This window comes from Mycobacterium sp. GA-0227b (assembly GCF_001499855.1).
Classification (GTDB): Bacteria; Actinomycetota; Actinomycetes; order Mycobacteriales; family Mycobacteriaceae; genus Mycobacterium.
Window position 1 is genome coordinate 200,026 of sequence record NZ_LQIK01000004.1, and the last position, 13,789, is coordinate 213,814.

The following is a 13,789-nucleotide window of genomic DNA, read 5'->3' on the forward strand; positions in this document are numbered from 1 at the left end:
ATCGCGACGTATGGGAATGGAACTGGAGTCGACGAGTGGGTATGCGGCCCGCGGCACGAATGCCGAAGCTGACACGACGTAGCCGGATTCTCATCGGGGTGGGCGCCGTCGCCGTCCTGCTGTTGTTGATCGGACCACGGTTGATCGACACCTACGTCAACTGGCTGTGGTTCGGCGAACTCGGCTATCGCTCGGTCTTCACCACCGTGCTGTTCACCCAGATCCTGCTGTTCCTCGTGGTGGCGCTATTGATCGGCGCGATCCTGTTCGCCGGGCTGGCGCTGGCCTACCGCACCCGACCGGTGTTCGTGCCGACCAACGGCCCCAACGACCCGGTCGCCAGTTACCGCACCGCGGTGATGGCGCGGCTGCGACTGGTCGGCTTCGGCGTGCCCGCGCTCATCGGCTTGTTCGTCGGGCTGTTCGCGCTGGGGCAGTGGCAGACGGTCCAGCTGTTCTTACACGGCGACAGCTTCGGGATCACCGACCCGCAGTTCGGTATGGATCTCGGCTTCTATGCCTTCGACCTGCCGTTCTACCGGCTCGTGCTGAACTACCTGTTCGTCGCGACCTTCCTGGCGTTCCTCGGAAACCTGTTGGGTCACTATCTGTTCGGCGGCATCCGACTGTCCGGGCGCGCCGGCGCGTTGAGCCGTGCGGCGCGCATCCAGTTGATCACCCTGGTGGGCATCCTGATGCTGCTCAAGGCGGTCGCCTATTGGTTGGATCGTTACGAGCTGCTGAGCCACACCCGCGGCGGCAAGCCGTTCACCGGTGCCGGCTACACCGACATCAACGCGGTGCTGCCGGCCAAGCTCATCCTGATGGCGATCGCGGTGATCTGCGCGGCCGCGGTGTTCTCGGCGATCGTGCTGCGCGATTTGCGTATCCCCGCGATCGGTGTGGTGCTGTTGCTGTTGTCGTCGCTGGTGGTCGGCGCGGGCTGGCCGCTGGTGGTCGAGCAGTTCAGCGTCAAACCCAATGCGGCGCAGAAGGAAAGCGAATACATCAGCCGAAGCATCACGGCGACCAGACAGGCTTACGGGCTGACCGACGACGTGGTCACCTACCGCAATTACAGCGGCGACTCGGCGGCCACCGCGCAGCAGGTCGCCGCGGACCGGGCGACGACGTCGAACATCCGGCTGCTGGATCCGACCATCGTCAGCCCGGCGTTCACCCAGTTCCAGCAGGGCAAGAACTTCTACTACTTCCCCGAGCAGCTGTCGATGGACCGCTACATCGGCCCCGACGGCAACCTGCGCGACTACGTGGTCGCCGCCCGCGAGCTCAACCCCGACCGGCTGATCGACAACCAGCGCGACTGGATCAACCGCCACACCGTCTACACCCACGGCAACGGTTTCATCGCCTCACCGGCCAACACCGTGCGTGGCGTCGCCAACGACCCCAACCAGAACGGCGGTTATCCGGAGTTCCTGGCCAGCGTGGTCGGCGCCAACGGCAGCGTCATCTCGCCCGGACCGGCGCCGCTGGATCAGCCACGCATCTATTTCGGACCGGTGATCTCCAACACCCCGGCCGACTACGCGATCGTCGGCAAGAACGGCGACGTCGACCGCGAGTACGACTACGAGACGAACACCGAGACCAAGAACTACACCTACACCGGCCGCGGCGGCGTTCCAGTGGGCAACTGGCTGGCGCGGTCGGTTTTCGCCGCCAAGTTCGCCGAACGAAACTTCTTGTTCTCCAACGTGATCGGCCCGAACAGCAAGATCCTGTTCAACCGCGATCCGGCGGACCGCGTCGAGGCGGTGGCGCCGTGGCTTACCACCGACACCAGCATGTATCCCGCGATCGTGAACAAGCGGATGGTGTGGATCATCGACGGCTACACCACGTTGGACAACTACCCGTACTCAGAGTTGACGACGTTGTCGAGCGCCACCGCCGACTCCAACGAGGTGGCGATCAACCGGCTCGCACCCGACAAGCAGGTGTCCTACATCCGCAACTCGGTGAAGGCCACCGTCGACGCCTACGACGGCACGGTGACCCTCTACGCCCAGGACGAGCAGGATCCGGTTCTCAAAGCGTGGATGAAGGTGTTCCCCGGCACGGTGAAGCCCAAGAGCGAGATCTCGCCGGAACTGCAGCAGCACCTGCGCTATCCCGAGGACCTGTTCAAGGTGCAGCGTGCGCTGCTGGCCAAGTACCACGTCGACGACCCGGTGACGTTCTTCTCCACGTCGGACTTCTGGGACGTGCCGCTCGACCCGAACCCGACCGCGAGCAGCTACCAGCCGCCGTACTACATCGTCGCCAAAGACCTTGTCACCAGAGACCGTTCGGCGTCGTTCCAACTGACCAGCGCGATGAACCGGTTCCGCCGCGACTTCCTCGCCGCCTACATCAGCGCCAGTTCTGATCCCGACACCTACGGCAAGCTCACGGTGCTGACGATCCCCGGGCAGGTCAACGGTCCGAAGCTGGCGTTCAACGCGATCAGCACCGACACCGCGGTCAGCCAGGACCTCGGCGTGATCGGCCGCGACAACCAGAACCGCATCCGGTGGGGCAACCTGCTGACGCTGCCGGTGGCTGATGGTGGGCTGCTCTACGTCGCGCCGGTGTACGCCTCGCCGGGGGCCAGCGACGCCGCGTCGTCGTACCCGCGCCTCATCCGGGTGGCGATGATGTACAACGACAAGGTCGGCTACGGCCCCACGGTCCGCGATGCGCTGACCGAGTTGTTCGGGCCTGGCGCCGACGCGACCGCCACCGGGCCTGCGCCGATCGCGGGTCCGGGTGGACAGCAGCCGGCCGCGCAGCCCCCGGCCGACGGTGAAGCGCCGACCGGTCGCACGCCGGCCAACCAGCAGGGCCAGGCACCGGAGGCGCCCGCTCCCGCCGCGGTGCCGCCGGGCGGCCCGGTGGAGTTGTCCGGCGCGAAAGCCGCTGCGCTGCAAGAAGTCAACACGGCGCTCGACGCGCTGCGTAAGGCTCAGCAGAGCGGTGACTTCGGCGAGTTCGGCGAGGCGCTGCAACGCCTCGACGATGCGATGAGCAAGTACCAGTCCGCCGGCTAGCCCTTCTCCGCGTTCTGCGCGAGCGACCGTGTCTGTACGGCAACACACGGTGTCCGGCCGTACATTTGCGGTCGCTGACGCGTAGCGAAAGGCCCGTGACCGCGCGATTTGGAAGTGCACGAGCGCCTTCGGTAACGTTGCGTTCACCCGACGCGGGGTGGAGCAGCTCGGTAGCTCGCTGGGCTCATAACCCAGAGGTCGCAGGTTCGAATCCTGTCCCCGCTACCAGGCAAAACGGCCCTCGGAGAACCCTCCGAGGGCCGTTTTCAATTGATTTGTGAACGAAATTGTGAACGTCAGAACTCCTGATTAGGTGCTGGTCGGCTGATGATTAGCGTCCGCGGTGTCCGGGCGCCGACCTGTTGGGACCGCTTATTGTCAGGACCGGCTGCGCAGGTCGTTGTCAGCGTCGGCGTACTCGAAGTACCAGCCCTCCGAACAGATGACGGAAGGTGCTTTAGGGCCGGCGCAGGCCCGATTGAGTAACTATAAATACCTCTCGGTCGCCCGGTCGGGCGGCGGAAGGCGTTCCACATCATTGTCGAACAGGGACGTTTGGATCACCGGGTAACCGCACCGCCGACTACAGTCGGTTGGCCTCTGCTACTCGGTTGTGGCAGCTCCAAAGCCCGCGACTCCCAGTACCGAGGTGGCTTAGTCCACTTCCGTTGACGAGCGGTAGTCATCGCCGATCACGAACATCGCTGCCTGTTCAGCAGCGTCTCTGTCGTCGTTCTTTAATACGTGGGCATACGTCTGCAAGAAGAACCCGACGTCGGCATGCCCGATACGCTCGCTCACAGTCTTTGGGTTGACGCCAGCCTTCAACGCGGCCGTCGCGTACGAATGCCGCAAGTCGTGGAAGGTAATCCGCTCTAGGCCGGTGGCAGCCGCCAAGCGGTCAAACCGTTGACGGATGGAATCGGGATGCGGCGGTCGACCATCCTGGAAGGTAAAGACGTAGTTTCCGGGGTGGTAGTCGCTTCCGAAAAATGCCCGCTCTTCATCCTGCAATTGTCGCCATCTTTGAAGTGCCGCAGCAGTAGTCTGATCTATCGCGATCGTTTGATCGGCATTGTGCGTCTTGCCGCCCGCTTTGTCCCTCGCGTGGCCGCCAACTACGACCCGATTGTCATGCACAGTGATCTCGCGCGCGTCCAGGTCGACGTCGTGCCACCTGAGGCCGCAGATCTGGCCGCGTCGTATTCCAGTGGTGAGCTCAAGCAGGAAAAGGGCAGCGAAGCGGTCGTGACTTGCCGTCTGCAGAAACGTCCGTATTTGCTCGGGGTTCCACACTGTTCGCCGCGCACGGGGACGTTTAGGCGGCTTTACATTAGCCGCCGCATTATGCGACGTGTACCTCCACGCGACGGCATCGACAAGTGCACGGTGGATCATTGCATGTATGTTCCGCACGGTCTTCGGCGCCAGCCCCGGATGCACCTGCTTCGGAGCGATGCCGGCGTTGTACCGGCGTACTGCAGCCCGCGCAGCGTGAATCGTTGTATCACACGCCTTAGCCACTTCGCGCGGACTCGGTGTCGACCCGTCGACCGTCTGGCTACGCCAGTAGTGATACATCGCGTAGTTGCGGTCCTGCTTGATCCGGCCCTCAGAAAGTAGTTTCGCGTAGAGCTTCAGGAGCTGTGGCTCATCGAGCCGTTGCAGCCTTTCTGCGCCAATGTGCGGCACTACGTAACACCTAGCGTAGTCATTCCAGTTCTGCCAAGTCGTTGCGTCCATAGAAGGTTCGATGGCTGGAAACCATTCGGCGAAAAACTGAGCCACTGTGCGAGTCGAGGGACGAACAACGCGACCTTGATCGGCTCCCCGCATGGCATCGCGACAGGCCCTCCAGGCCTCCTTCTCCGTGGAAAACCCACCCTTTGAGATAGTTGGATACTCGCCGGTGGATGGATCTCGCTCAGGCCCTCGGAATCGATATGTCCACGTTCTTCCGCGCTGGTAGACCGACCCCTTCACGATGCCACCAACTGGCGCAGCTCGGCAGTGACGACATAGACGCGTCCGCCGAGTCTCCGGACTGGGAGCTCGCCAGACGCGGCAAGTCTGTAGGCCGCAGCACGGCTGATTCCCAGAATGCTCGCAGCCCGGGGAACCGCGAGAAGCAGTGGGAGATGATCAAATACGTTCGATTCCATCTAAGTTCACCTCCCCTTCGTAACTTATTGAGTTTGCAACTCTCGCTGAGTGCTGCTGTGGGCTGCAACGCGGGCAAAACGCTGCTGCCTCAGTGCCGTCGGACTGTGTGACTGTGATTGTGCGCGACATTGGGTCCTCGCAATCGCCGCACCACGATGGCACTTGGTGTACGGAAAGTGTTGGTGGGGGCGGCAGCTCAGTGAGACGCCGAGCGAGGACAGCAGCGGGATAACGCACTCCCTCTGGCCGGGCCGAGAGATGGGCCAACAGAGTCTGTGATGTCCAACCTGCTGCGAAGGCTGCCTCGATTGCCGGTGCAAGTTTTCTCGCGTCCTCCCGATTGACGTGCCATGGGCTTGGAAGTGAACTCAGCACTGCTGCCGACGACGGTCCTAGTGAAGTTTCTTTGGAAAGGTTCAAGGCGACAGTGCCCTGGACCCGCGGAGGTACAACCGGTGGACAGTTCCCGTCCGGAGGTCGGACGGCCCCCGTCGTGTTGGCGGACTGGGGGAGTCCGACCTCCGGAAGGGGAGAGTTGTGCGTCGCATCTGGGTGATTGAGGAGGTAGCGGCTCGAACGCCTGGCTCCCGAATCGTGATACCGAGCGACCCGCTGCACGAGCCCCTCATCCTCGAGTTTGCGAAGCGTTTCCAACACGGTGCTCCGCGCGGCGCAAGATTCCGAGACGATCTTTCGAATTGACGGGTAGCACGAAAACTTGTCGTCTGCCCGGTTCGCAAGCAGTATGAGGACAAGGCGCATCATCGGACTCGAAACCTCGATGGTTATCGCCCAGTCGAGTGCCTTCCAGCTCATCGGTAATTCTCGCTGGATGTTGAAATTTCGTCGATCATTGTCTTCCGAGGTTCTCTTGTGCGGTCACGGGTGATGGTTCGGACGGCCATCATGCAGACTCGCTGCAGGCTGACAGAGCGATAGGGATCTCGATGATTTGGAACGTAGATGAATGGATGAAACGGCGTCCACCACCAGTCGCAACTTGGGCGAAAAATCAACCCTTGTCGTCAGCCGAAAGCGACAAGCCGCGAAGTTCAGAGTGGCCTATTGGGATCGTGACCGGACGACGATGTCCGCTGTGCCGGAACACTGGCCGCTCCTGCACGGCCATCGGCGAGCATCCCTTGACACCCAATGTGGTTATTTGAAGCAGTAATTGGGCACTAGTTGGGCTTCAGTTGGTCGTTAGTTGGTCAGTGCTTGTGCATAAGTTGAGCATGAGTCAATACTTCGGCTGCTTCGAGGGGAGCGCATGTGTGTTGGGCAGAATCTATTCTTAGGTAATGCGTTTCAGCTGCTAGCCAGTCATTGCTAGCTAGCGGTACCGTAGGTGCGTGCACGGCGACACAAGGGCTATGAGTTTTCAGCGACGGGCAGATGAGCTCGCTCGAACGACGTGCGTCGCTGCTGCTGCGGTGGCCGTGCCCATGTTTGGACACATTGGTGGCCTCGTAGGCGAAGAATCCGACTCTGCCAACGGCTCGGCGGATGGCTGCGGCCACTGGCAATCGACTGAGCATTTCGCCAGACGCGCGGATGCGTCGTCAGGCCGCAGGGGTTGTTGATCGGATGGGTGCCAAGTTGCGAAGTTGTAGGGACTGCACAGACGATCGAGCAATTGGCGCCTCGCGCACAACATATCCACGAATTACGGGTCTGGCGAGCGGCTTGAACTATCGGGGTCTTCCATGATCCGGGTTGGAGACAGGACGTGAACGACGAACTCAGCCAAGCCAATAGCCGGGGGTTTGAGCTCGGTCGGCGGCATGCAGCAATCGCAGAAGTCGTCGAACAGGCGGCCCGATGGGCACGTTCGTTTAGCGTCGTAACCCCTCACGTCCTACCGGATGGATCAACATTTGTGACCTATCCGCTCGCGCTGCATGCCGATCGTCTGCACGCGGTTTGGACTCGGCTTGGGGGCGCGTGCATTGACCTCGCTGCTTCACTTGCTGAAGGCGAAGACACACGAAGCGCATCAGCCATGCCACCCATCCACAGGAACATGGGTCTGCCGACGACATGCACGGAAGGCGCCGACTATGTACACGTCCTTCAGCCACGATGCGTGCACCGCACCACACTGCAGGATCTTTGGCGTACGGAAGTTGCCAACGCACTGCTCTATCTCAGTGTCGCTGGTATCAGAACTGACGAGCTGGAACGGTACGCTTCGACTTCTCAGGCACTATTCGACGATGCTGCAGCTGTGGTCCGCGATGCTTATGCGCGTTCGGCCGCGGCGACCTTCGGTCGTGTCTGGGCGCTGGCTTTGGACGCTAATGGGAGGGGGCGGGCTCTGATCGCATGGATGAAGGCGCTGGCGGATGCGGGGTTCACTGCCGACGAATGTTCGGTGGTATTGAGCGATTTCAAGGTTGTCTCACCCGATGCCGTGTCGTATTGCCTTGCTAACAAGAGTGTTTGGCGTCATCGAGAATGATGGATAAGGGCCAGAATCCGCACGATGTCCTGCGGAGGAAAGCAAGTCTTTCCCTCGATCCGCCGATTCAGCTGGTTGGAAGTTGTCCCCTCGACAGTCACGACGAGTCCATCTCGGCTGTGAGCGCTCAGCTGGAGAACTCGGCAACAACGCAGGCTCAGAGATTCGATGGTGGCATCCTTGATTCCGTCCGCCCGAGTTGGATACCTTGCGGCTGTGACTGTGCTCCCAGCATTCAGCAACGGGCGGAAACAACAGAACCCCTGGAACTCGACGACATAATCGCGATTCACGGGCCGGCGTTCGTGAGCGGCCTTGCCCGCAGCCCCCTTGTCGTCAGCGTAAAAGACGACCTAGCTAATCGCCCGTGAGCAGGTCGCGCAACTGGGGTGAACACAAGTGCTGAGTTCGACAGCGGAGTCCAATGTCAGACGATTCCTCTAGTCGTCGGCGGAACTGGCGCCATCGCGAGAATCGCGCGAGTCCGAAGTTCCTAGCGAAGCGCGTCACGGAAGATGATCACAAAGTCGTGACCGCATATGCCAAGAGCCTGAACGTCACTGTCGGAGAGCTCTTGAACCCCGCGGTCATAGAACTCGTCAAGCGAGCACGCATTCACCTGGCGATGACAACCGCAAGTCAGGACGAAGACGGCAACCCTGAGCCGGATAGTCCTTGAGCGGGTGTTCACCGAAACCCTCCCGACTACAGCGCGCTGCCGACCGTCCAGTCCGTTGCGCTCGTTGACGGTAACCTCGAGTATTGATCCAGCATCAAAACACGCCAGAGCTGGGATACATGGAATACTGAGACGACGATCGACTGAGGGAGCTTCCAGTATGAAGCACGACGATGAGATCGACGCTCTCACTGCACTCATGCGCATGGGCAAGTTGCACCCTGCGACCACGCACGGGCTCGCGCCGCGGCCAACGATTCCGATGGTTGACGGAGCTGATTCCGCCGGCATGCTGCTGCAACGTATGCGCGCTGAGGAAAGGTACTAGCCGAACTATCATCGGGGACCTATAGCGCAGATGCGACGGGCGACCTTTCACTGAGCGCGTTGGCGCGGTGGCAAAACTTATCGACGCGCTCGTCAGCTCGCCGGTGAATCGCACCGAGTGTCGACCACCGCGAGCGAAAGACCGAGAGGGTCAGTCTGTGGCTCCTCGCGGCGAGCCATAGCGGGCGCGGATCTCGTCCCCGCTGATTGTGCGCCCGGCTGCGAGGTCGGCTTCCGCCTCCAGTAGCGATTCGCGAAGGTCTGCGACGTCGACGGGCGAGTCCGCGAGTTCTCCGGGTGCACTGCTGTTGTCCTGGGACGGAATCCGCTGATCTGGCCGGTACTTCCGAGGTGGAAGTCGCAAACGGCGGTCATCAGTCGAGGTTTTGCACCCTTGATCTCTACTGTCCGAAGCGACGGGTTCAGTCGGTGCGGACAGTGAGGAATCGGGCGGATGCCTGCGCAAGCGTGGGTGACGTTGATCGTCGGGTCGGTCGCTATCGGTGGAGTGCTGATCACGTGGTGGCAGAAGAACACCGCCGATCGCCGCAGCGAATGGTGGCGTCGCGTCACGTGGGCATTCGAGCGGACTTTCAGCTCTGATGACACGGAGGCAGCGTTGGGATCGAAGATGCTCGATACGCTGCTGCAATCTAAGCTGGCTACACGCGGAGACTCCGATATCGTCCAGGTGATCGGTGAGCACACCGCCCTGGGTGAGGTGGAAGACCTGGGCGACGAGGTGGAAGAGGGGAGTGTCGATGGCCACGACGAATGCCAGCGGCAGCAACCCCCCGAAGCCGAAGCCGAAGACGGGGCGTAGCTTGGCTGTCCGTCAGGCCGCTGCCCATGCGGCTGTCACCGCCAGCAAGAAGACCGGGCGTCCCGTTGATGCGCGAATGCAGAAAATCGCCGACTCGCGGTAGACCCCCACGTGCCACGTCAAGGACGTGAGAGCAGCAGCGCCTCGACGGTGCTGGTCTGTCGGATGTAGCGCCGGAGATCGGGAGAGATGTAACCGGCGTAGCGACGCATTCGGCGGATCAGGTTGTTAACGTCTGCGACACGGACAGGCTCGTGGTGAGCTACCCGGTTGCGCGCCTTACGCATGTCATCGAGGCCGAAGTGAATTTTGTGTCGCTGCGAACCGGCCGGGTAGAGGGCTTCCAGATGCGGGATCCACAGCAGCGTCGTGTGCCGCGAGCTGGTCAGCAGGACCCAGAACCCGAAGGTCAGCTCGGCAAGGATCTTTCCGGGAGGTGCGGATGGGCCGCCGGCCTTGGTGCGTGCGGAGGCCAGGTCGGCGTGGGTGCGGGCGTCGTTGCCCGTTACCGCCGGGAATAGCGCGGTGAACGAAGCCGGGTCGGTCCAGTGGGCCTCGCCTGGCTGGACGGCACTCATAAGTGCCCTGTCGTAGAAGTTGCGGAGGCCAACTTCGAGGTGGGCGAAGTCGTGCAGCAGTGCGGCGTTGAGCTGGGTGTTCCATTCGTGCAGGTCGAGAGCGCGGGTGCGGTCACCACCGGCCAGGAGCATGTACGTGTGGAATCGCTGGGGGCTCAACCATTGTTCAACCCAGGGGCCCGGTGCCGTCACTTGTTGAGTTCTACCAAGGCTCCACGTATGATTGAGTGCATACAGGCCGGTGTGACGTGTTGCGCGTGCCCGGTTAATGCCAAGAAGAGCCCGGTATTCGGTCCTTGCGACCGACCCGGGCTCTTTGCTTTGAACAGCGCTATCTGCGGCTGAAGGGCCACCTTCAGTTCGTGGTCCGGGGCCCCAGAGGGGCAGCTTGCCTCCGACCCGGCACACCCCCAGAGAAGCCGCGCACGCCCGATCCAGGGACACCAGCAGGCCCCAGGGCCAGCCCCTCCTCTATGCCGAGACTTGTCTGCTCGACCTGGGACAATGGTGCAGCACGGCACGCGACTGCCTGCTTGGAAAAAACTTTTTCCAGGTTTCAGGGGTTCGCGGTACGCGCGGACTTAAGAGGAAGCGACAACCGTAGGGATCGGTTGTCTCTTTCTCGCCTCCTGGAGATGTAGCCATGGATCGACCGGCACGCCGCCCCGGCCCGCCCGTTGATGCCGCGCGCTTACAACCGGACAACCAGGGCGACATCCAGGACGTCGACGAAGGCTTGGTCGGTGCCTGGCTCGACAACCCTGACCTGGCCACCGAACTCGCCGACGAGCTGGAACGACTCCGGCGTCTTCAAGCCGATGAGGAGCTGCTGCTGGCGCTGCAGTTGGAACAGTTCACCGGCCGGCTGTGGGGGCGGTTCTCCCGCGAGCTGACCCGCTACGGCCTCGGCGTGCTGCGGGCCTGGATCCGCCACGGCACCATCTACGGCAAGGCCAAGGCGCTGACCGGCTACGGTCTGGGCCGCATCGAGGGCTGGCCCGACGACCAGACCATCGACGACATCGCCACCGACACCGTGGTCGCCGCGCTGATCTACTTCCGCGACAAGGTGCTCAAGACCCACCGCTGGCAGTCCTCGGGTGGGGCGTCGCTGGGCACCTTCTTCATCGGCCAGTGCCTCTATCAGTTCGCCAACATCTACCGCAGCGCACTGCGGGCCGAGAAAGAGCGCATCCAGGAGGCCACCACGCCGATGGCCGAGCTGCCCGAGGACCGGTTCGACATCATCAAGGGCATCGAGGAGACCATCGTCGCCAACGACACGGTGGCCGAGGCGATGGCGCTGCTAAGCACCGACCGGGCGCGCCGAGCGCTGTTCCTACAGGAGCACGGCTTCACCCAGCGTGAGATCGCCGACGAGCTGGGCCTGCCCGACGCCAAGAGCGTGGAGAACCTCATCGGCTATCAACTCCGCCAACTCCGAAAGAGGACGTCGTGACCACCATCAAGCACCTCACCGCACTCATCAACGCCAGCTCGTTGGGCACCCGCACCGGGCGAGTAGCACGCCGGTCGGTGACCGCCGCCGAAGGCGACGCACTGGCCCGCCGCGCCGCCGAGGGCGGCCACGGGCACGACGGTTCCGGCGAATTCAGGGATCGAGCCGACGAGCGCACTTATAGACCGGTATCCGGCTCAACACCGGGCCGGACAACACGAAAGGACAAGACAATGGCAAAGGGACATCACCGCAGCGCGGCCACCGGTCGCTACGTCAAGGCGTCCACCGCGGCGCGCAAACCCAACACCACGGTCACCGAACGGGGCGCCAACCGCAGCAGCGGAACTCATCACCGCAGTGCCATCACCGGCAAGTTCGTGAAGGGCTCCACGGCTGCACGTCACCCCAACACCACGGTCACCGAACGCGGTTGAGCATCAACCGGATTCGGCGGCGTCCCCTCGGCTCGACAGACGGGCCGAGGGTACACCAGACCGACCCACCTCCGAAAGGCAAATCCCATGATCCGCACCACCGTTGAAGCCCTCGGCGGCGCGCAAGCCCTTCCCAGTGAGCTGATCCCGGTCCGCGAACTGCATCAGCACCTGATCGATCAGGTGGCCACCAGTGGCGGCAACGTCGTCCTGGCCAACACCGCCGGCAAGCCTGCCGCCGTTGTCATGTCTCTTCAGCGCTATGAGCAGCTGCTCGACGAGCTGAACACGCTGCGCCGCAGAATCGCCGACAACGCCTGATGGCGGGGGAGGGGCATCACGTGCTGACCGACGACGACGTGCAAACTCTCGACCGACGCGCGCGCGAGGTGGGAGGCGTCATCGGCTGGGATCTGCAGTTCGTCGTCGCCCCCAACGCGGAGTACGTCGGCCTGGCGGCCGGCGGCGGCGCAGATCACGCTGACCAGATCATCGTCCTCGGCCCCAGCCGGATAACCGATCTCGCCGTCCACGAGATAGACCTTGCACTCGACGCACTCCAGCGCGGCGAACGGCACATCATCCTCGACGAAGACGGCGACCCCCGGCTGATCTGAACAGGCGGCCAGGGGCGTTCTTCTCTACGGCTCTCCAGTCCGACCCGCATAGCGGTCCCGCGCAGCCCGACGTTCAACATTGGCGGCCTCGCTGTTGAACTCCGGCGCCAGCTGGGAGTAGCCGACATCGAGGCCATCCGGGTCGGGCTCAGCTTCCGTACGAATCACTTCGACCTCACTTTCGGGGAAGGCCGTAGCGGGTGCGGATCTCGTCTTCGCCGAACGTGCGGCCGGCCGCGATGTCGGCTTCTGACTCCATCAGCGATTCGCGGAGACGCGCAACGTCAACGGATGGATCATCGAAGGGCCAGTCGTCGAGATCATTAATGGGCCAGTCTTCCTCGGTAGACGGCTCATCCAGTCCTTCGGGACACCAAGGTCGGGCCGCTGACGTCCCGGCGCGGGGGAGCAGCGGCCCCGCGCCACCCCGGTATCGCCGCTCTCTTCCGTCACCTTCGAAGGATAGGCCGCCTCCCCGAACACGGGGAGCTAGCCGCAGTTCGCCAACCATGCACGAACATGATCGAGAGCAGGCAAAGATGTTCGGATGGCTCAGAGCGACCATAGCCGCATATCCGCCGACATCCTGCTGTCGTTGCCCGTGGAGTTGAAAGAGCGGATGGTCAACACCATTACGTGGACACGGCCGTACACCGGCATCGGTCACCAGCAGAAGTTCATCCGCAAGGCGATCACCGAACTGTTCGACCGCTTTGAAGAGGAGTTCAACGCCGGCGAGGCGTTCAAGCCGGGAGTCGTCATCCCCGACGAGTGACACGCCGGGGTTCCGGGTCAAGGCTGACGCCGCCACCAGCGGGTACAGTGCATGACGTGCCGTTCGTGCGCCCAAAAACAGGTTGAACACGGTCCTCTCACGCAGACTTCTTTGATCCAGTCTGCGCTCGATGTTTCCATCGATGATGTCCCCTCGATGCCGGTAAGATTGCCGCAAAGTTGCCAGTAGCACGACTGTGTCCACATCCGGTCGCTGTATCAACTGCGGAAGCAGCCGATACGACAGGATCTATCCATATTCCATTGCTGGACTGAACTTTTCATGGCTTGACCATGAGAGGACGCGCGTAACTGCGCGTTGAAGCCGGGTCGTTCCCGGCTGTTGACGACGGTTGAAAACTAGGCCAGAAGCGACGGTGAAAAGTAGGCCACGTGGTCGTGGTTATTGTGCCGTGTT

The 13,789-nt window shown here is 62.4% G+C and carries 12 protein-coding genes, 1 tRNA gene and 1 pseudogene; 10 read left to right on the forward strand and 4 right to left on the reverse strand.

Annotated features, from left to right (window positions below; all coding sequences use genetic code 11):
- Positions 1-35 precede the first annotated feature (35 nt).
- Both AU185_RS05925 and AU185_RS05930 read left to right on the forward strand, forming a co-directional pair.
- Positions 36-3,053, forward strand: coding sequence for a UPF0182 family protein (locus AU185_RS05925; protein ID WP_059098964.1), 3,018 nt, complete (start codon positions 36-38; stop codon positions 3,051-3,053).
- 151 nt (positions 3,054-3,204) lie between these two features.
- Positions 3,205-3,281, forward strand: a tRNA-Met gene (locus tag AU185_RS05930).
- A gap of 426 nt (positions 3,282-3,707) precedes the next feature.
- On the opposite strand, the gene AU185_RS05935 is transcribed toward AU185_RS05930, so the two are convergent.
- From AU185_RS05935 to AU185_RS24525, 3 genes are read right to left on the reverse strand one after another with little or no spacing between them, the layout of a single operon-like run.
- Positions 3,708-5,036, reverse strand: a complete 1,329-nt coding sequence (locus AU185_RS05935; RefSeq protein WP_082683751.1) for a site-specific integrase — start codon at positions 5,034-5,036, stop codon at positions 3,708-3,710.
- Positions 5,033-5,215 (reverse strand): helix-turn-helix domain-containing protein, encoded by a 183-nt coding sequence (locus AU185_RS24520; protein ID WP_064412487.1) that lies wholly within the window; start codon positions 5,213-5,215, stop codon positions 5,033-5,035. Before AU185_RS24520 ends, AU185_RS05935 begins: the two co-directional genes overlap by 4 nt.
- Positions 5,196-6,032, reverse strand: coding sequence for a helix-turn-helix domain-containing protein (locus tag AU185_RS24525; RefSeq protein WP_156425411.1), 837 nt, complete (start codon positions 6,030-6,032; stop codon positions 5,196-5,198). The genes AU185_RS24520 and AU185_RS24525 overlap by 20 nt, the downstream gene beginning before the upstream one ends.
- Before the next feature lie 913 nt (positions 6,033-6,945).
- Here AU185_RS24525 and AU185_RS24530 point away from each other — a divergent pair.
- The 3 genes and pseudogenes from AU185_RS24530 to AU185_RS05940 all read left to right on the forward strand — a co-directional run bounded on the left by AU185_RS24530 (position 6,946) and on the right by AU185_RS05940 (position 9,506).
- Positions 6,946-7,677 carry a hypothetical protein gene (locus tag AU185_RS24530; RefSeq protein WP_082683752.1) on the forward strand — a complete coding sequence of 244 codons (732 nt, stop codon included), beginning with the start codon at positions 6,946-6,948 and terminating at the stop codon, positions 7,675-7,677.
- Between the two features lie 899 nt (positions 7,678-8,576).
- A pseudogene (locus tag AU185_RS25035) lies at positions 8,577-8,684 on the forward strand (prevent-host-death family protein); the annotation flags it as partial.
- 471 nt (positions 8,685-9,155) lie between these two features.
- Entirely contained in the window at positions 9,156-9,506 is a 351-nt protein-coding gene (locus AU185_RS05940) for a hypothetical protein (RefSeq protein ID WP_231740283.1), read from the forward strand.
- 119 nt (positions 9,507-9,625) lie between these two features.
- Here the strand turns inward: AU185_RS05940 and AU185_RS05945 are convergent, their stop codons facing one another.
- Entirely contained in the window at positions 9,626-10,276 is a 651-nt protein-coding gene (locus tag AU185_RS05945) for a CAAX protease (protein WP_059098962.1), read from the reverse strand.
- 451 nt (positions 10,277-10,727) lie between these two features.
- Here AU185_RS05945 and AU185_RS05950 point away from each other — a divergent pair, with 451 nt between their 5' ends.
- The 5 genes from AU185_RS05950 (at position 10,728) to AU185_RS05970 (ending at position 13,372) form a co-directional block, all read left to right on the forward strand.
- On the forward strand, positions 10,728-11,543 hold the full coding sequence (locus AU185_RS05950) for an RNA polymerase sigma factor (RefSeq protein WP_059098961.1): 816 nt from the start codon (positions 10,728-10,730) through the stop codon (positions 11,541-11,543).
- On the forward strand, positions 11,540-11,980 hold the full coding sequence (locus tag AU185_RS25040) for a hypothetical protein (protein WP_156425413.1): 441 nt from the start codon (positions 11,540-11,542) through the stop codon (positions 11,978-11,980). The genes AU185_RS05950 and AU185_RS25040 overlap by 4 nt, the downstream gene beginning before the upstream one ends.
- An 87-nt stretch (positions 11,981-12,067) precedes the next feature.
- Positions 12,068-12,301, forward strand: coding sequence for a type II toxin-antitoxin system Phd/YefM family antitoxin (locus tag AU185_RS05960; RefSeq protein WP_059098960.1), 234 nt, complete (start codon positions 12,068-12,070; stop codon positions 12,299-12,301).
- A gap of 20 nt (positions 12,302-12,321) precedes the next feature.
- Complete coding sequence (locus AU185_RS05965) at positions 12,322-12,597, forward strand: hypothetical protein (protein WP_231740282.1); 276 nt, start codon at positions 12,322-12,324, stop codon at positions 12,595-12,597.
- Positions 12,598-13,144: 547 nt separating this feature from the next.
- Positions 13,145-13,372, forward strand: coding sequence for a hypothetical protein (locus AU185_RS05970; RefSeq protein WP_059098958.1), 228 nt, complete (start codon positions 13,145-13,147; stop codon positions 13,370-13,372).
- Positions 13,373-13,789: the final 417 nt, after the last annotated feature.

Bases quoted from the DNA above. Each gene is read 5' to 3' on its own strand.
- AU185_RS24520 (WP_064412487.1), bottom strand. From the start codon at position 5,215: ATGGAATCGAACGTATTTGATCATCTCCCACTGCTTCTCGCGGTTCCC.
- AU185_RS24525 (WP_156425411.1), bottom strand. From the start codon at position 6,032: ATGAGCTGGAAGGCACTCGACTGGGCGATAACCATCGAGGTTTCGAGT.
- AU185_RS05950 (WP_059098961.1), top strand. From the start codon at position 10,728: ATGGATCGACCGGCACGCCGCCCCGGCCCGCCCGTTGATGCCGCGCGC.
- AU185_RS05960 (WP_059098960.1), top strand. From the start codon at position 12,068: ATGATCCGCACCACCGTTGAAGCCCTCGGCGGCGCGCAAGCCCTTCCC.
- AU185_RS05970 (WP_059098958.1), top strand. From the start codon at position 13,145: ATGGCTCAGAGCGACCATAGCCGCATATCCGCCGACATCCTGCTGTCG.